General features: G+C 42.8%; 16 protein-coding genes and 1 pseudogene. 6 read left to right on the top strand and 11 right to left on the bottom strand.

Features of this window, described 5'->3' with window-relative positions; all coding sequences use genetic code 11:
- Nucleotides 1-68 precede the first annotated feature (68 nt).
- From menB to FKN05_RS01950, 4 genes are read right to left on the bottom strand one after another with little or no spacing between them, the layout of a single operon-like run.
- Entirely contained in the window at nucleotides 69-935 is an 867-nt protein-coding gene (menB, locus tag FKN05_RS01965) for a 1,4-dihydroxy-2-naphthoyl-CoA synthase (RefSeq protein ID WP_099610202.1), read from the bottom strand.
- Nucleotides 936-966: 31 nt separating this feature from the next.
- Nucleotides 967-1,752 (bottom strand): 2-succinyl-6-hydroxy-2,4-cyclohexadiene-1-carboxylate synthase, encoded by a 786-nt coding sequence (menH, locus tag FKN05_RS01960; protein ID WP_170886740.1) that lies wholly within the window; start codon nucleotides 1,750-1,752, stop codon nucleotides 967-969.
- Nucleotides 1,742-3,454, bottom strand: a complete 1,713-nt coding sequence (menD, locus tag FKN05_RS01955; RefSeq protein ID WP_170886738.1) for a 2-succinyl-5-enolpyruvyl-6-hydroxy-3-cyclohexene-1-carboxylic-acid synthase — start codon at nucleotides 3,452-3,454, stop codon at nucleotides 1,742-1,744. The genes menH and menD overlap by 11 nt, the downstream gene beginning before the upstream one ends.
- Complete coding sequence (locus FKN05_RS01950; RefSeq protein ID WP_099610201.1) at nucleotides 3,451-4,758, bottom strand: isochorismate synthase; 1,308 nt, start codon at nucleotides 4,756-4,758, stop codon at nucleotides 3,451-3,453. The genes menD and FKN05_RS01950 overlap by 4 nt, the downstream gene beginning before the upstream one ends.
- Nucleotides 4,759-5,061: 303 nt before the next feature.
- On the opposite strand from FKN05_RS01950, the gene FKN05_RS01945 reads away from it, so the two are divergent.
- Nucleotides 5,062-6,276: a pyridoxal phosphate-dependent aminotransferase gene (locus FKN05_RS01945; protein ID WP_099610185.1), complete on the top strand. Its 1,215-nt coding sequence runs from the start codon at nucleotides 5,062-5,064 to the stop codon at nucleotides 6,274-6,276.
- A 65-nt stretch (nucleotides 6,277-6,341) separates the two neighbouring features.
- On the opposite strand, the gene FKN05_RS01940 is transcribed toward FKN05_RS01945, so the two are convergent.
- The 4 genes from FKN05_RS01940 to FKN05_RS01925 form a co-directional block, all read right to left on the bottom strand.
- The gene (locus FKN05_RS01940) at nucleotides 6,342-6,791 is read right to left on the bottom strand and encodes a PTS sugar transporter subunit IIA (protein WP_170886736.1); all 450 of its coding nucleotides are present in this window, start codon (nucleotides 6,789-6,791) and stop codon (nucleotides 6,342-6,344) included.
- Complete coding sequence (ulaA, locus tag FKN05_RS01935; protein ID WP_099610183.1) at nucleotides 6,788-8,044, bottom strand: PTS ascorbate transporter subunit IIC; 1,257 nt, start codon at nucleotides 8,042-8,044, stop codon at nucleotides 6,788-6,790. Before ulaA ends, FKN05_RS01940 begins: the two co-directional genes overlap by 4 nt.
- Before the next feature lie 13 nt (nucleotides 8,045-8,057).
- Complete coding sequence (locus FKN05_RS01930) at nucleotides 8,058-8,327, bottom strand: PTS sugar transporter subunit IIB (RefSeq protein WP_099610182.1); 270 nt, start codon at nucleotides 8,325-8,327, stop codon at nucleotides 8,058-8,060.
- Between the two features lie 254 nt (nucleotides 8,328-8,581).
- The gene (locus FKN05_RS01925; RefSeq protein ID WP_099610181.1) at nucleotides 8,582-9,067 is read right to left on the bottom strand and encodes a hypothetical protein; all 486 of its coding nucleotides are present in this window, start codon (nucleotides 9,065-9,067) and stop codon (nucleotides 8,582-8,584) included.
- A 220-nt stretch (nucleotides 9,068-9,287) separates the two neighbouring features.
- Between FKN05_RS01925 and FKN05_RS01920 the strand changes: the two are divergent.
- The 3 genes and pseudogenes from FKN05_RS01920 to FKN05_RS01910 form a co-directional block, all read left to right on the top strand.
- A pseudogene (locus tag FKN05_RS01920) lies at nucleotides 9,288-9,419 on the top strand (YfbR-like 5'-deoxynucleotidase); the annotation flags it as partial.
- Between the two features lie 924 nt (nucleotides 9,420-10,343).
- Nucleotides 10,344-10,928, top strand: a complete 585-nt coding sequence (gene yfbR / locus FKN05_RS01915) for a 5'-deoxynucleotidase (protein WP_099610180.1) — start codon at nucleotides 10,344-10,346, stop codon at nucleotides 10,926-10,928.
- 43 nt (nucleotides 10,929-10,971) lie between these two features.
- Nucleotides 10,972-12,300, top strand: coding sequence for an anti-phage deoxyguanosine triphosphatase (locus FKN05_RS01910; RefSeq protein ID WP_170886734.1), 1,329 nt, complete (start codon nucleotides 10,972-10,974; stop codon nucleotides 12,298-12,300).
- Nucleotides 12,301-12,356: 56 nt separating this feature from the next.
- Here the strand turns inward: FKN05_RS01910 and FKN05_RS01905 are convergent, their stop codons facing one another.
- The gene (locus tag FKN05_RS01905; RefSeq protein WP_099610178.1) at nucleotides 12,357-12,971 is read right to left on the bottom strand and encodes a tRNA-uridine aminocarboxypropyltransferase; all 615 of its coding nucleotides are present in this window, start codon (nucleotides 12,969-12,971) and stop codon (nucleotides 12,357-12,359) included.
- Between the two features lie 3 nt (nucleotides 12,972-12,974).
- On the opposite strand from FKN05_RS01905, the gene rrtA reads away from it, so the two are divergent.
- On the top strand, nucleotides 12,975-13,532 hold the full coding sequence (gene rrtA / locus FKN05_RS01900; protein WP_170886732.1) for a rhombosortase: 558 nt from the start codon (nucleotides 12,975-12,977) through the stop codon (nucleotides 13,530-13,532).
- 46 nt (nucleotides 13,533-13,578) lie between these two features.
- Here rrtA and sohB read toward each other — a convergent pair whose 3' ends face one another.
- Nucleotides 13,579-14,640 (bottom strand): protease SohB, encoded by a 1,062-nt coding sequence (sohB, locus tag FKN05_RS01895; protein ID WP_170887222.1) that lies wholly within the window; start codon nucleotides 14,638-14,640, stop codon nucleotides 13,579-13,581.
- Between the two features lie 89 nt (nucleotides 14,641-14,729).
- Here sohB and FKN05_RS01890 point away from each other — a divergent pair, with 89 nt between their 5' ends.
- On the top strand, nucleotides 14,730-15,473 hold the full coding sequence (locus FKN05_RS01890) for a YciK family oxidoreductase (RefSeq protein ID WP_099610176.1): 744 nt from the start codon (nucleotides 14,730-14,732) through the stop codon (nucleotides 15,471-15,473).
- Nucleotides 15,474-15,542: 69 nt separating this feature from the next.
- Here FKN05_RS01890 and FKN05_RS01885 read toward each other — a convergent pair whose 3' ends face one another.
- The gene (locus tag FKN05_RS01885; protein WP_099610175.1) at nucleotides 15,543-16,487 is read right to left on the bottom strand and encodes a chemotaxis protein CheV; all 945 of its coding nucleotides are present in this window, start codon (nucleotides 16,485-16,487) and stop codon (nucleotides 15,543-15,545) included.
- Nucleotides 16,488-16,584: the final 97 nt, after the last annotated feature.

Genomic DNA, 16,584 nt, shown 5'->3' with positions numbered 1-16,584 from the left:
CCTTTGTTGTGAAAAGTAATCACCGCCGCGACTACGCCGCAGTGATATTTAGCAAGTTGCCGACCTTTTTATGGGTTCCGAGGAAATTTATTAAAGTTAGGACGACGCTTCTCATTAAAAGCATTTCGGCCTTCTTGGCCTTCATCTGTCATGTAAAATAACATGGTGGCATTGCCCGCTAATTCTTGTAAGCCCGCTTGACCATCACAATCAGCATTGAGCGCTGCTTTTAGGCAACGTAATGCCATTGGGCTATGTTGTAACACTTCACGACACCAGCGAACGGTTTCTTTTTCCAAGTCAACAACAGGAACCACTGTATTGACTAATCCCATCTCTAACGCTTCTTTGGCATCGTAGAAACGGCATAAAAACCAAATTTCGCGCGCCTTTTTTTGCCCAACGATACGCGCCATATAAGAAGCTCCCCAACCGCCGTCGAACGAACCAACTTTCGGCCCAGTTTGACCAAATTGGGCATTATCCGCCGCTATTGTTAGATCACACATCATGTGCAAGACATGTCCACCACCAACGGCCCACCCAGCAACCGACGCGATGACCGGTTTTGGACACGTACGAATTTGTCGTTGAAAATCCAACACATTAAGGTGGTGAGTACCGGTATCATCTTGATAACCGCCGTAATCACCTCGAATTTTTTGGTCGCCACCAGAGCAAAAAGCATCGTCACCTAATCCGGTTAAAATAATGACCCCCACCCCTTCGTCATAACGTGCATCAGCTAACGCATGAATCATCTCTTTCACTGTTTGGGGACGAAAAGCATTGCGCACTTGGGGGCGTGCAATGGTGATTTTAGCTATCCCGTCTGGCGATTTGTGGTAATGAATATCTTGATAAGTGTCAGTACAATCGTGCCAGACCACTGGCGCATAAAGTTCTTGTTCTGAAATGCCTACTGTTTTAGCCATGGTAATTTCCATTGTTGTTGTCACCTACACCTCATGCAGGCGTAAGTAGCCGTTTTTTTACTATCTGAGCAAATGCATCAGGTTGTTCATGATGTACATTATGCCCAGCATGGTCGATAACACTGTAGCTCAACCCGCTGTGCTCTGCGAGCTGACGAAATTTTTGATCGTGTTGCCCACATACATAGTGAACCGGAAAAGGCAGGTTCATCAGTCGAGGCAGCAAGTACGGCTGTGTGGCCAACGACGTGGCTAACAGCATCCTAGCGATCGGGGGACCAAGATTACCACTTCGCAAGCGAATTAAAGTTTGTCTTTGCTCATGATTGAGTGAAGAAAATACCGCTTGCTGATACCAATCGGCCAATACTTGAGCGATAGGCTCAGATTTAAAGCGCATTGCCCAGTGCTGATCATGTTGCCAGCGAGCATTTTTTTCAGTCTCACTAAGCAGCCCAAAATGTCCCCCCTCGACCACGAGTCCTTGGATATTGAGTTGGTCAAACCAGCCTTCGGCACATCCAGTCATCGCGATACGTCCACCTAATGAATACCCCACGAACCAAATTGGTGTCGATGAATCATAGTGGATGAGAATTGTCTGTTTAATATGCTGACAACAGCTAGCAAAATCATGGCATATCACACTTTGGCTCTGTCCATGCCCCGGTAAATCGATCGTTAAGCAAGCTTCTTGGTTGAGTCGTTCAAGCACTGGCTGCCAATCGTCACCACTGCCCAGTAAACCATGCAAAAAAACCAGTACCGGTCGAGCTGATAGAGTCTGAGTGAAAGAGGAGGTACAACTATAAAGCATGGATTTGTGATAATAATTGTTGAATATGAGCCGCAGCCTGTTGCGGTGGTGTAATCACTTCGATCAGTAAAGTGCCTTGTCCTGTCGTTAAGTGTGTTTCAATCGCCGCTTGATAAGCCGCTAATGTTTCAGGTTTTTGATACGCTAATCCGAACTGCTTAGCCACATATTCAAATTGTAAACCATGAGGCATTTGATAAAGTGCTTCTCGCTGCTGCTCTGGGACAGGCAATAAATCAAAAATAGCCCCACCATCATTATTAATGACCACAATCACCAAGGGCTGTGGGGTTTCTCTAACCAGTGCCAACGAGTTCAAATCATACAATAATGAAGTATCACCCAGCAGCGTGAGCATCGGTTTTCTTGATGCGCGTTGTACCCCGGATGCCGTTGCCAATAGACCATCAATACCTGAAGCACCGCGGTTAGAAAACACCTCTCTTGGGGTGAATGCGGTAAACATATCCGCCAAGCGCACAATTAAACTATTACCAAGAAAAAGATCGCAAAGCTGGCCTCGCTCACTGAGATCAAGCGCTAATGCCACTTCACTTAACTGCGGATTGGAAAAATGCAACTGAGCCAATTGAGTCACGCTGCGTGCGTAATTTTTAAGTTCATTAGCCCAGCCAGAATGGGTTTGCTTGAGCGCAGGCAGTGTATTGAGCTGCACCTTTACCCAGCTTACCATATCGCACACCCAATGCTGCTGAGCGAGATGTGACTGATTATTACGTGTGGCCTGCCAAGCAAGATAAGCATAATCACATTCACCACTCGAAACGCGTTGCTCAAGCCAATAATTTAATCGTTTAGACACGATACGAGCACCAAATTGAATGACTTGTTGACATTCACTCAGCAGCACTCTGGCTGCACTATTTTGTAACCACAAGTCATAATGCGCCCATTCACTACTCACTCCAGATTGGGGATCACACAACACCGGCCAGCCGAGCTGTTTAGCAAACTCAAGCGCAGCTTGCGCTTCATGTAACCGTACCGAACCAATCAGTACCACGCCTTTTTTACTCAAAATACGCTTATCTATCGGATCAATGGATGCGCTAGCATAATGGCGTTGCGTATAGGGAGCGCTCCCTTTGCGCCAACTTTCTATACGGTTGAGATAGTCGGCATAAAGCTGTCGATCATTATAAGCATAAAGCGGCTCTGGAAACGGACAGTTAATATGGATTGCACCACCGAACTGGCTTTGTTGATATAGCGCATCGTCAAGAGTGGTTAACAACCAATTGAGGGATAAACTCACATTAGGGCTAGGCAGTGCAATAGATTGCGTGACGTGACACCCATAAATACCTGATTGTTCAATGGCCTGATTCGCGCCACATCCAACGAGATCAACCGGACGGTCGGCCGTCAGTACAATCAAAGGCTCCCCTGTCAGTTTTGATTCAGCAATCGCTGGTAATAAATTGGCCACTGCGGTTCCTGACGTGACGATAATCGCCACCGGCTTGGCGCTCGCTTTGGCTAAACCGAGCGCCAAAAAACCTAACCCACGTTCGTCAAAATGAGTATGAAGGTTGAATTTACCATTATCGGCAGCTTCCAACGTCAGTGGCGTTGAGCGTGATCCCGGGGCGATACATACCTCACTCACTCCAAAACGAGCCAATTCTTCTAATAGAGTTTGTGACCAAATTCGATTCAATAATGCTTGATCTTGATTCATGAGGAGAGCCCCAAAGGTAAACGGTCGGTCATTAAACTGAGTAACGTCGACATTTTTTTATCCAACTCTTGCCATTCATGCTCGGCAATAGACCCTGGAACGATCCCAGCGCCTGCAAAAAGTTGCACTTCGTCATCCACAACTAATGCGCTGCGAATCGCAACACAAAACTCAGCTTGTTGATGGCTAAAATAACCCATTGATCCGGCATACCATCCGCGAACAAAAGGTTCGTGCTGAGTAATAAAACTCAACGCAGCTTGACGAGGTAACCCAGCTACGGCTGCAGTCGGTTGTAACGCTCGAAGCAGTTGTACCGCATTCACTCCAGCTTTTAGTTGAGCATAAATTCGGCGTTTAAGGTGCTGCACTTTACGCAAGCGAACCAAATTCGCTTGTGGCTCAACCCTCACCAGTTCAGAATAAGGCGTTAAGCGCTCAATAATATCGTCAACCACAAACTGATTTTCATTGAGATTTTTACTATCGTGCGTTAACCAATCGGCGAGCTGTTTATCTTGCAAGGGATCGCCTCCACGTCCAATCGTCCCTGCCAACGCTTCGGTTTGTAACTCTTGTCCGTTACGGTAGTAAAGACGCTCTGGTGTGGATCCGATAAAACTATGTCGATGATCCAAAGCCAGTAAAAAATGAAAACTCTCATGATTTTCTAAAGCACTAGCTTTCAGTAGCTGAGCAGCTCGAATCGGCTGATTAAGCATGATACGACTCTGCCTAGCCAACACCACTTTTTGTAAGGCAGAGCGCTCAATCCCATCCAACGCTTGTTGCACGATCTTAGTCCAGTCAACTTGATTCGGAGAGTGCTTCACCTGCATCACTTCACTGCAAATTGCCCCCAATGGCACAACTTCGTGCTGTAATCGCTGTAAAGTCGCACAGGTTCGTTGTCTATCTTGATTGATATTGGCGGCGATTGACCAATGATCATCAAAACGAATCAGTTCAACTTGTGGCAAGAAAAAAAACGATGCCATACAACGAGGATTTTTTTCTGTTTGACCATCAAACGAACGCCCTCCCCAAATGCGTTGATGCTCACCCACAATGGCATAAGCAGGCGCAGGATCTGAAAAGGTATACAGCTGACCAAGAGCGACCACTTCTTCACGGGTATCACGAGATTGCCAATAAAATTTCGGAAATATCGGTTGGGCTTCAAGCCAATCGATCAACGCAAAGGGGGGCTTTCCTGCCAACTCTTGGATAAAACGAACGTCGTTATCCCTCGCGTCGTTTATTTGCTCTATCAACCGAGCAATGGCTTGATAAAAATTAGACAAAGCGACCTCGTCTACTCTGAGATTCGATTTTACAGTCGCTACTCTATTGAGAGAACCCATTTAAATCAAGGTTACCGCACCTCTTTTGTGGCTTTTCTATGTAAACGACCAGTCGCAAGAGTGGGTCACCCGATGAATGGCTGGCTTTCAATACCCTGTCATCTATTATTATCCTAGACAACAATTCCGCGCTCTTGGTTGGTCAGCAACGATGCCACATTTTAATCGTCAGATTTTTATTCTAAAAAAAGGCAATTTGGTGTAATTTAATCAAGGGTTTCAATTATTTTTAGGAACATTGCAATGCAAAATATCGGGATGTCATCAAAACTCGATAATGTCTGCTACGACATTCGAGGACCAGTACTTAAACATGCTAAAAGAATGGAAGAAGAAGGGCATAAAATACTAAAGTTAAACATCGGCAACCCGGCCCCTTTTGGTTTCGATGCCCCTGATGAAATTTTAGTCGACGTCATTCGAAACTTGCCGACCTCACAAGGTTATTGTGACTCAAAAGGCATCTATTCTGCCCGTAAAGCTGTCGTACAATATTACCAAAAACGTGGCATACGTAGCTTAGACGTGGAAGATGTTTATGTCGGAAATGGAGCATCAGAGTTAATCGTCATGTCGATGCAAGCGCTGTTGAATAACGGTGACGAAATGCTGGTTCCTGCTCCTGATTATCCGCTATGGACCGCTGCGGTTGCCCTTTCAGGAGGAACGGCAGTTCACTACCTCTGTGATGAGCAAGCCGATTGGTATCCCGATCTAGATGATATTAAAAAGAAAATCACGCCGAAAACGCGTGGGATTGTTTTGATTAATCCGAACAACCCAACCGGTGCCGTATACAGCCGAGATTTTTTACTCGAGGTAATTGAAATTGCTCGCCAGCATAAATTGATGATTTTTGCCGATGAGATATACGATAAAGTTCTGTACGATGGTGCAACCCATACTTCTATTGCAACGCTTACCGAAGATGTATTAGTTATCACTTTTAATGGCTTGTCTAAAGCCTATCGTGTTTGTGGTTTTCGTGGAGGGTGGATGTTTTTAACTGGCCCGAAACATCTTGCTCAAGGCTATATTGCAGGATTAGATATGCTCGCCTCAATGCGTTTGTGCGCTAACGTACCGATGCAGCATGCGATTCAAACCGCGCTTGGTGGTTACCAAAGTATTAATGAGCTGATCTTACCCGGTGGCCGCTTATTAGAACAGCGCGATCGCGCGTGGGAACTGATCAACCAAATCCCTGGTGTATCATGTGTTAAACCCAAAGGGGCGATGTATTTATTCCCGAAAATTGATACCAAAAAATACAGCATCAAAGACGATCAAAAAATGATTTTAGACTTTTTGATCCAAGAGAAAGTGCTATTGGTACAAGGCTCTGGCTTTAACTGGCCAAAACCAGATCATTTCCGCATCGTGACCTTACCTCATGTTGAAGATCTGGAAATCGCCATCGGCCGCTTCGAGCGTTTTTTAAGTACTTATAGCCAATAAGTCTTATTTAAAATAGAAGCCCTCAAGCTATTGAGGGCTTCTATAATTGTCATATCTATAACTAGTTAATACTTATTGAGTATTCTCGCGATCTCATCTTTACTTTCCGCAGAAATGATTGCATTTATGTCATCATCATTTTGGAATAATTCAGATAAAGCGACAATGGTTTGAATATGACTGTCTGAATCTACGGCTGCCAGTGTTACGGATAAATAAACATCACCATTATCTTCCGATTCAAGATCTACACCATGTTTAAATACCGTCACTTGCAAGCTTGCTTCATTGACACCGTCTTCTGGTCGAGCATGTGGCATGGCAATTTTAGGTGCTAATACATAATACGGACCAATTTCTTTGTGTTTTACTTTGATTGCATCTAGATAGTTTTTATTCACTTTACCTTGAGCGATGAGTGTCGAACAGGCGATATCTAACGCAGCGTCAACACTTAAGTTTTTTTCGTTTGAAATAACAATTCCGCTGTCGCCAATTAAATTAAAAATACTCATGAAACAATCCATCCAAGAATTAGACCAACCACGCCGAAGTCAAAATCTGAAAACGTTGTTGCTTCAAGCCCCAAACCACCCAGTACAGGTAACAACATCATCGGCAGGAACGAAATACATAAACCCTGAGTAAATGAACCAAGAATTGCGCCACGTAACCCACCCGTTGCGTTTCCGTATACGCCTGCTGCGCCACCGACAAAAAAGTGAGGTACAACACCAGCCACAATAATTGTCCAATCCAGAGCCCCTTGAACTGCCATCGCTACCAGACCAGCGGCAAATGAAGACAAGAAACCAATCAATACCGCATTAGGCGCTACGGGAAATACCATTGGACAATCTAGAGCAGGTCGAGCACCAGGAACTAACTTGTCAGAGATGCCTTTAAATGCTGGTACAATTTCCGCAATAAGCATCTTGACACCTTGTAGTACAATGTAAACACCACCGGCAAAGACTAGCGATTGGATGAAGGTAAATACTACCCAGTTTTGGCCACCTGATACGGTTTCAACAAATTCGCCTCCCGCAAAAATCGATGAAATCATAAAAAATAGTGACATAGTAACCGCAACGGCGACTGGTGTATCACGCAAGAACATTAAACTCTTAGGAACATTTAAGTCTTCAGTTGATCTTGATGTATCTCCAAATTTAGAGCCTACAAAGCCAGCAATGAGATAAGAAAATGTCGAGAAGTGCCCCATTGCAAGTTGATCGGTATTCATTACCTTCTCGGTGTACTTCTGTACAAGTGCAGGCATAATGACCATCAATGATCCAACGATAACTGAACCGATAGCTACTAACAGTGCGCCTTTAATTTCCGCAGTTGACAGAATTACCGCAACCAACATTGACATAAACATGGTGTGGTGACCAGTTAGGAAAATAAACTTTAATGGTGTAAAGCGTGCCAGAAGAATGTTCACCATAAAAGCAAAAAACATAATCAATGCCATTTCATAACCAAAAGCTTCCTGTGCTATAGCAACAATCGCTTCATTATTTGGAATGACACCGCTGACTCCAAATGCTTCAATAAAAACGGTTGAAAAGTTATTTAAAGCACCAACAAGAGCACCTGCACCAAAACCTAAAATCAGGAAACCCATTACGGTTTTAATTGTACCTTTTAGGATTGTCGAAATATCAGATTTTTGTGCAACCAAGCCGATAAAAGCAATAAGGCCGACCATAATTGCTGGCTCTTTTAATAAGCCAAACATAAATTCAAAGAAATTTTCCATAGGTCATCATTCCTTATATGAATTTTTTTAATTGTTCTTCAATCGAACTTTTATCAAAAATATTTGCTAGGCTAACTATATTTTCTTTACCTTGATCTTTTAATTGGTTAGCTATATCCGTTGCAGCGACCCAAATATCCGCTTTGCTTGAAGAAGCAGAGGATAAATCCTCATGCTCTACCTCTGCTTCTAGACTAATTTTAGCCACAACCTCTTTCACAGCCATTTCCATCATTAATGATGTGCCAAGACCGTTACCACATACCACCATAATTTTTTTCATAATATGACTTCTCTGTAGAGTTTAATTAAGAGCATTTATTCCCATTACTTGATGAAAAAATAATAACCAAATCGCAAACAATTAAAAACGATCTAAATCACAAAGTCAGATTGACCTTGTGACATAGATCAACAAAAACAAAACATTTTATTAGATAAAATTCCATGCGAAAGATCAGCGTTAAATATGTGATCGAGATCTAGTAATCTTTTATCAATAGGGGCAGTCCCTAAAAATAGTCGGATGAATTGTTACTATTTTCCGTAGTCAGAAAGCATTTTTTTGAGCAAGCTATTAACGTCTTTGGTTTTTTTGCTGCGTTTAGTTAAAGCCGTTAATGATGTTGGTAATTTAACCGATTGTTGATCTGCATTCACTGCATCACCGCTATCACGAAGTTTTTGCACTGCAGCCATTATCATACGAACTTGTTCACCTTTGTCATTTTCGAGCACCACAATGTTCTCAGACTCGACTTGCACAATCGTGAGAGTACCGTGTTTTACGGATTCAATTTTTTCTCCCACTATTGAAGACTGAGGAGGGACAGATCGATCAAGAACTTGACCACTTCGTAGCTTAGCCGCTGTGATTGAACGAATATTACCTGTATTTTCAAAAGCGACGATGACTGTATGAGTGTTGTAGTACTCAACAACCGTAACATAACCATGTTTTTGAGTTTCAAACCTAGCACCTATTTGCATATCATGGGGTGCGTCCATTTTTTTAATTAACATCCTAAATTCCTAATACTACTTTTGCCACTTTGGTCTTTAAACAAACAAGTGACCTACTTAAAGTATATATGTTCAACGGATTGAGAGAAACGATTAGATTCTATGTTGGTTAGGGATAAACTCACTTACCGCCTACCTGTAACTCTAAGCTGTTTGGGTATATACTCTGCTGACTAGAGAGCCTATCCATCAATTCGATTAAGCAAGGGTGTCTATTGCTATGAAAGAGAGCCACTTTTTTGCTCACCTCGCACGGATGAAATTAATTCAACACTTACCGCTGATGCGTTCCATCTCCAAAGAAAACGTTTCTGAACACAGCCTGCAAGTCGCGTTTGTCCGTCATTCGATTCATCACTGGGCTTCAAGATCACCAAACACAACGACTCAAATTACTCGGTAGATTCTATGAGGCGATTTATTCCTGAATTAGCTGAGAAATATCGGATTAAAAACAAAATAATTTCAAACGTTTATTTATAAAAAATCTTATTGAATAATAGACATATACTAAATCCAAATATAACCCCAATTAAACCCGATAATTCATTATTAAAAAAATTCCTCAGAAAAATTACAAAAAATGCAGTAGAAAATGAACAAACAAAAAGACTAATATATTTCATAAAGTTTCAATCCTTAATAAAAAATATTGCGATCTGGTCAGCAAAATAGTCATCCCAGTTTCATAACATTCACAAAAAACCATCTTATCATCATCTGAATCAATAGGCTTTCAACACGATGTAGTACAATTAGGAACACTTATTTAGATAACTTTAAAAACTTCTATTACCTGTGAATTACCGCTGATTTTATCCAGTGGAGGAAAGAAGCTAGATTTAGTTGCGTTTATCACATTTAGCCATTATCTCTAAAAATTGTCCTAATTCATGAGTCACTTCTACTTTTGATAAAGACCCATAAGGCAACCCGGAAATTTGACGATTAACTAAAGAAACAGCATTTTTTCGCATTACAACCTACAGGAGCAGTGCTATCTATTACTTCTTCTATTAAAAAATAGAACTAAAATAAATACGCCTTCACTAGTGATTTTTTTCGTACCACAATACACAATGACTTATTGATAAACATAACTATTTCACCGGCATACGAGACAAATCAAACACATTACCCTCGGGAACGAATGTCACTCTGCTCACCACCGCTGCAAGTTTGTCGCGGCAAAGCGGTAACTTCAAGTCATAGAGAGATAACGTTATACTCCGTTGACATGATCCATCAATTCCACTAAGCAAGGATGTCTATTGCTATGAAAGAGAGCCACTTTTTTGCTCACCTCGCACGGATGAAATTAATTCAACGCTGGCCACTCATGCGTTCTATCTCCAAAGAAAACGTTTCTGAACACAGCCTGCAAGTGGCGTTTGTTGCTCATGCACTGGCGATAATAAAAAACAAGAAGTTTGCCGGGCAGCTCAACCCTGAGCGTATCGCGTTATTGGCCATGTATCACGACAGCAGTGAAGTGTTAACGGGCGATTTGCCAACACCCGTTAAATATTTTAACCCTGATATTGCTAAAGAATATAAAAAAATCGAAGCCGCCGCTGAACAGCGCCTACTGGCCATGTTGCCGGAAGAGTTGCAAGACGATTTCAAGCCTTTTCTGCTCACTGAAGCGGCGCACAATGAAGATGCAGCCATCGTCAAGCAAGCCGACAGTTTGTGCGCTTATCTTAAATGTTTAGAAGAACTCAGCGCAGGTAACCATGAATATGCCCTAGCTAAAAAGCGGCTTGATATCACATTGAAAGAGCGGCATACCCCAGAAATGGCTTATTTTTTAGAAACTTTTGCCCCAAGTTTTGAATTAACACTAGACGAAATTAGCTAACACACTGTACGTTTTATAACAATAAGTTTGATCAGGAGTTGGGATGCAAATTGTAATCAATCCGGAATGGCAAGCACGCAATAATGATGAACATAAAATTCGCCGTGATGATCATCGCAGCCCTTTTCAGCGCGACCGGGCGAGAATTCTCCATTCTGCTGCTTTTCGTCGTTTACAGGCAAAAACTCAAGTCCATGGAACCAATTTAAATGATTTTCACCGGACTCGTTTGACCCATTCACTTGAAGCGGCGCAAATTAGCACCGGGATTGTGGCGCAACTAAGACTAAAACAGCCCGAATTTGCGGATTTATTACCCTCAGATAGCTTGATCGATGCGTTATGCCTTGCGCATGATATTGGCCATCCCCCTTATGGGCATGGCGGTGAAGTGGCACTTAATTATATGATGCGTGAACATGGTGGGTTTGAAGGCAATGCCCAGACGTTTCGCATTGTCACAACCTTAGAGCCGTACACTGAACATCATGGAATGAATCTTTCTCGCCGTACCTTACTGGGGTTACTCAAATACCCTGCGCTATTGAGTCAAACACATGCTGATAAGCGACCCGAATCGGTACCTCATCAACGACAGTTAAAGGCCAAGGAGTGGTCGCCCGCTAAAGGTATTTATGATTGTGATAAAGCCTGTCTTGATTGGGTTCTTGCTCCACTCAGTGAGCAAGATAAACAACAATTAAGCCAAATGCGAGCACGTCCAGCGACACCTTATCAGCATAAAAAAACACGCTTCAAATCATTAGATTGTTCCATCATGGAATTGGCCGATGATATCGCCTATGGCGTTCATGATTTAGAAGATGCGATTGTCCTTGGCATGGTCAATCAAACAGAATGGCAACAAGCAGCAGAAGAACAACTACTAAATAGCGGCGATGCTTGGTTTGTCGAGCACACCCAAAGCGTAACGAAAATGTTATTTTCTGGCCAGCACCATATTCGTAAAGATGCGATTGGTGGATTGGTCAATGCGTTACTCACCAGTATCAGTATTAAACCCGTTGAAAGCGCTTTTGACAGCGATTTACTCGCGTTTAATGCCTATTTACAACCTAGCATGGCCAATGCGTTGGAAGTCTTAAAATCGTTTGTCAGCCAATATGTGATCCAAGTTCCACAAGTACAACGCTTTGAATATAAAGGACAGCAGCTGATTATGGATCTCTTTGAAGCGCTGGCGGCCGATCCTGAACGCTTGTTACCACAGGCAACTCGAGAAAAATGGCAAAACGCAGAACAACATTCAGGAGGAGGGATGCGGGTGATCTGTGATTATATCGCTGCGATGACCGATGCTTACGCGCAGCGTCTACATCAGCAGCTTTTTTCTACTCACAGCTCTTACTAAAAGTCTCGACACGAGATGTTATCGATAAGCCGTGGTGTCTCAAGCAGTTTTGATTGCTACCGGCTTGATCTGCTGCCGTAATGCTGCTCAAACACCCCTTTGGGCATCTGGTTAATTTGATGATCAATCATGGCTTCAAAGCAAGTCAGTAACGGGGAGAAGTCTTGTTTAGGTTGCCATAGTTGCAGTAAGTGAAATCCCGCTTCTACTGTCGATAACGCATTATCATTCGGCGCTTTACGAATGCGATAGTTACCCTTTAATGTTTCAGGAAGATGCAAACACGGTAAATGATGTAACTGAGTGTTGATCTGCCACATTTTAAATACCTTTCTCCAAGTGCCATCAAGCAAAATAACTCGAACTTTTTGTTCTATTGAAGGCTCGCTATCCGAAACACAAATTGAATGCTCACAGGGATACAAAACCTGATGAATCACATCCGGCTCGGCCAGCAATGCATTCAATTCAGGGTGATGACGAAAGTCTTCACCGATCCATAAGCGACAATTAGCAAGCGATAAGGTCAAAATACGAGCCGTCCCCATTGGACGATGTTGTTCCGTTGGGTGTTGAAGAATGATAAGCTCCACCGTGGAATCTAGTGGTACAATTCCCGCACAAATACAAGCTTTGCGCGCTTTTCCGCATCGAGAACAATAACGAGACATATTGTGAATCTTTACCTAGTGTTGTGTTTAGTCAGTTTACTGTGCCTCGGCTTACAATTTGAGCCGTTCAGTAGTCTTAGTGCTTGGCACCGAATAGCGATTGAACAAGGGCAATGGTGGCGCATTCTAACAGGCAATTTAACGCATACCAACTTTGTTCATCTCACGATGAATCTAGCAGGACTCTGGGCGATTGCCTTGCTCTTTCGGCCTACCGCAAAATCACTTCTTGTGGCTCTAATTATTTTAAGTGGCTCAGTAGGCATTGGGGTTTACTTTACTCACATGACACTCTACGTGGGTTTATCTGGCACATTACACGGTTTATTTGCCTTCTTTGCCGCTCAAGAATGGCTACACGGTAGAAAGAGTAGCCGCTGGCTGGTTGTTAGTGTGATTGCCAAAGTGGCTTGGGAACAATGGTTTGGCGCATCGCTTGGGACGGAAATTTGGATCGAAGCTCGTGTCGCGACAGAGGCTCACTTGATTGGATTAATCGCTGGAATACTGTGCGCTATACTAGAAAAAGGATATGCATTAAAAATAAAGCGCCCAAACTAGGCGCTTTCTCATAGAGCATGCTTGATGATCAACCTTGCTTGATAAGTTAAATAATCGGACGCTGACCCCGACTCAGCAACTTAAGCAGCACTGAATCTGCCGCCTCTCCGGCCACGCCAGCCAATTTATCGGCTAGTTTTTTCTTCTGTACATAGCGTATTGCGAGCACCGTTTTTTCTTTACAAGCTTTCACTATCAAATCATCTGAGGTGACTATTTCATCCACTAAACCTAAATGTTGTGCTTGAGTACCAAACCAATGTTCTCCGGTTGCCACCTTCTCTAACTCTAACGTTGGACGATGATCACGAATAAACTGCTTAAATAGTTCATGGGTTTCTTCTAGCTCTTGCTTGAATTTATCACGGGCCTTATCCGTGTTTTCACCAAACATGGTTAGCGTTCGCTTATACTCGCCAGCGGTCAGTTGTTCAAATTCAATATCATTTTTCTTCAGCAATTTATGGAAGTTGGGTAACTGAGCAATCACACCGATAGAGCCAACAATCGCAAAGGGGGCTGAGACAATTTTATCGGCAATACATGCCATCATATACCCACCACTAGCAGCGACTTTATCTACCGCGATAGTCAAAGGTAACTGAGCCGCCTTTAAACGATCCAATTGTGAAGCCGCTAAACCATACCCATGTACCATACCGCCGCCTGTTTCTAAGCGCAGTAGGACTTCATCACCAGCTTGGGCAACGGCTAAAATAGCTGTCACCTCTTCTCGCAATGAAGCCACTTCTTTCGCATCGATGCTGCCACGAAAATCCAGCACAAACAGATGAGGCTCACGCTCAGTAATTAACTCCCCTTCTTTTATCGATTTTTTTAACGCCTTTTCTCGAGATTTTTGCTGCTCTTTTGCCTTTTTTTTCTCTGCTTTATGACGTGCCTTCAACACACTATCGTCATGCAGATAAGACTCAAACTGCTCAACCGTCTCTTTATGCTGGTCAGTCAAGTTGGTAATCACTAGCTCACCTTTAGCAGAAGGATGCTTTACTCCAACCGATTTTACCAGCACTAGCACCATGACGAGTGCAACGACGACAGTCGCAATCTTGGCTAAAAATAAGCCATACTCCAATAAAAATTCCAATGTACTCATCCTCTTCAATGCGAATTGGTGTATTGTAACCATCTTGTCACGAAGACGAAAAGTAAATCATAACGATAAGGAAACATAGCGTGAATTATTCTGTTTCTGTTGACGCCTTAAAAAATAAAGTCATTTTGGTTACCGGTGCAGGAGATGGTATCGGTAAACAAGCCGCCCTCACCTATGCAGCTTGCGGTGCAACCGTGATATTATTAGGTCGGACGGTAAAAAAACTCGAAACCACTTATGATGAAATAGAAGCGGCGGGCTACCCTCAAGCGGCTATTGTACCATTAGATATGCTTGGAGCGACCAAGCAGCACTACTTAGATATGGCTGATACCATTGAAGAGCAGTTTGGTCAATTAGATGGCGTACTGCATAGCGCAGGTTTACTGGGAGTTCTTAGCCCATTTGACCAAATTGGTGAAGCGACTTTTGATGAAGTCATGCAAGTGAATGTTAAAGCTCAATTTATGCTCACCCAAGCCGTGCTTCCTTTATTAAAAAAAGCCAATAATTCACGCCTGATTTTCACCAGCTCAACCGTTGGCCATCGTGGTCGCGCTTTTTGGGGGACTTATGCGATTTCCAAATTTGCCACTGAAGGGATGATGCAAGTCCTTGCTGATGAATTATCGGAAACATCCATTCGCGTCAACGCTATCAACCCAGGAGCCACTCGTACGGGAATGCGAGCGAAAGCCTACCCAGCAGAAGATGTCAATAAGTTAAAAACCCCCGAAGAAATTATGCCTCTTTATTTGTATTTAATGGCACCAGAAAGCCAATCGGTACATGGCCAATGCATTGATGCACAGCCTAAACGCTAGGGTCTGTGACCTTAGTTGGCATAAACGACCGGAAATAAAAAAGCCTTACTCAAAAGCAAGGCTTTTTTATTAGGTTAAGGTTGCCCGCAAACGGTCTTGCACCGCTTCCACTAATAGATCAGGCTGAAATTTAGAAATAAACCGATCACAGCCTACTTTTTGCACCATTGATTCGTTAAAGCTGCCACTCAATGACGTATTCAGTGTGATATAAAGATCTGACATCCGCGGATCATTTCGTATTTCATAGGTTAGACGATAACCATCCATCTCTGGCATTTCAGCATCGGTGATCAACATGAGTAATTCTTTATTAATGTCTTTACCTTCATCACACCATGATTTCAGTAACTTCAATGCCTGCAGACCGTCCCAGCACTCAATAATATTAAGCCCGAGCTGAGATAATGTCCCTTTTACCTGACTTCTGGCTGTTGCCGAGTCATCAACAATCAAAATATTACGCCCAACCATTTCACTCAATAAATTATGATCCAAGACTTCTTCAGAAATAGAAACATCGTAATCAATAATCTCAGCCAATACTTTTTCAACATCAACCACTTCAACAATGTGTGTCTGATCCTGCTCTTTAATATGCGTGATAGCTGTCAGATAATTTGAACGGCCAACTGATTTAGGTGGAGGTTGAATTTCAGTCCAAGCCGTATTGATAATATTACGTACCTGGCCAACCAAGAAGCCCTGCACAGTACGATTATATTCGGTGATGATAAGGTTTTGTTCTTGATTCTCTAAGCGAGAAGGTGGAAAGCCAATTGCTTGACGTAAATCAATCACTGGAACCGCTTCACCGCGCAAAGAAGCAACGCCAATAATATTGGGATGTGAACCTGGCATCTTTGTGGTGATGGGCACTTTAATCACTTCACGGACTTTGAAGACGTTAATGGCAAAAATTTGTCGACTATTCAAACTGAACAGTAACAGTTCTAGGCGGTTTTCTCCCACCAAATTGGTCCGCTGATCAACCGTGTTTAAAATACTCGACATACAAAATCCTACCAATAGAGAAGCATTATCATGTTACAGTATATACCGAAACCATCGTAAGGTATTTAAGTCTGTGTACAAATTACATGACAAATTT

Source organism: Vibrio sp. 1-1(7) (assembly GCF_013048485.1).
Classification (GTDB): domain Bacteria; phylum Pseudomonadota; class Gammaproteobacteria; order Enterobacterales; family Vibrionaceae; genus Vibrio; species Vibrio fujianensis.
This window is presented reverse-complemented; position numbering and strand designations above follow the sequence as displayed.

Excerpts from the sequence above, each read along its gene's own strand:
- FKN05_RS01940 (WP_170886736.1), bottom strand. The coding sequence starts at position 6,791 with ATGAGTATTTTTAATTTAATTGGCGACAGCGGAATTGTTATTTCAAAC.
- FKN05_RS01905 (WP_099610178.1), bottom strand. The coding sequence starts at position 12,971 with ATGTCTCGTTATTGTTCTCGATGCGGAAAAGCGCGCAAAGCTTGTATT.
- menH (WP_170886740.1), bottom strand. The coding sequence starts at position 1,752 with ATGCTTTATAGTTGTACCTCCTCTTTCACTCAGACTCTATCAGCTCGA.
- FKN05_RS01945 (WP_099610185.1), top strand. The coding sequence starts at position 5,062 with ATGCAAAATATCGGGATGTCATCAAAACTCGATAATGTCTGCTACGAC.
- menD (WP_170886738.1), bottom strand. The coding sequence starts at position 3,454 with ATGAATCAAGATCAAGCATTATTGAATCGAATTTGGTCACAAACTCTA.
- FKN05_RS01910 (WP_170886734.1), top strand. The coding sequence starts at position 10,972 with ATGCAAATTGTAATCAATCCGGAATGGCAAGCACGCAATAATGATGAA.
- menB (WP_099610202.1), bottom strand. The coding sequence starts at position 935 with ATGGCTAAAACAGTAGGCATTTCAGAACAAGAACTTTATGCGCCAGTG.
- FKN05_RS01925 (WP_099610181.1), bottom strand. The coding sequence starts at position 9,067 with ATGTTAATTAAAAAAATGGACGCACCCCATGATATGCAAATAGGTGCT.
- FKN05_RS01930 (WP_099610182.1), bottom strand. The coding sequence starts at position 8,327 with ATGAAAAAAATTATGGTGGTATGTGGTAACGGTCTTGGCACATCATTA.
- yfbR (WP_099610180.1), top strand. The coding sequence starts at position 10,344 with ATGAAAGAGAGCCACTTTTTTGCTCACCTCGCACGGATGAAATTAATT.
- ulaA (WP_099610183.1), bottom strand. The coding sequence starts at position 8,044 with ATGGAAAATTTCTTTGAATTTATGTTTGGCTTATTAAAAGAGCCAGCA.
- FKN05_RS01885 (WP_099610175.1), bottom strand. The coding sequence starts at position 16,487 with ATGTCGAGTATTTTAAACACGGTTGATCAGCGGACCAATTTGGTGGGA.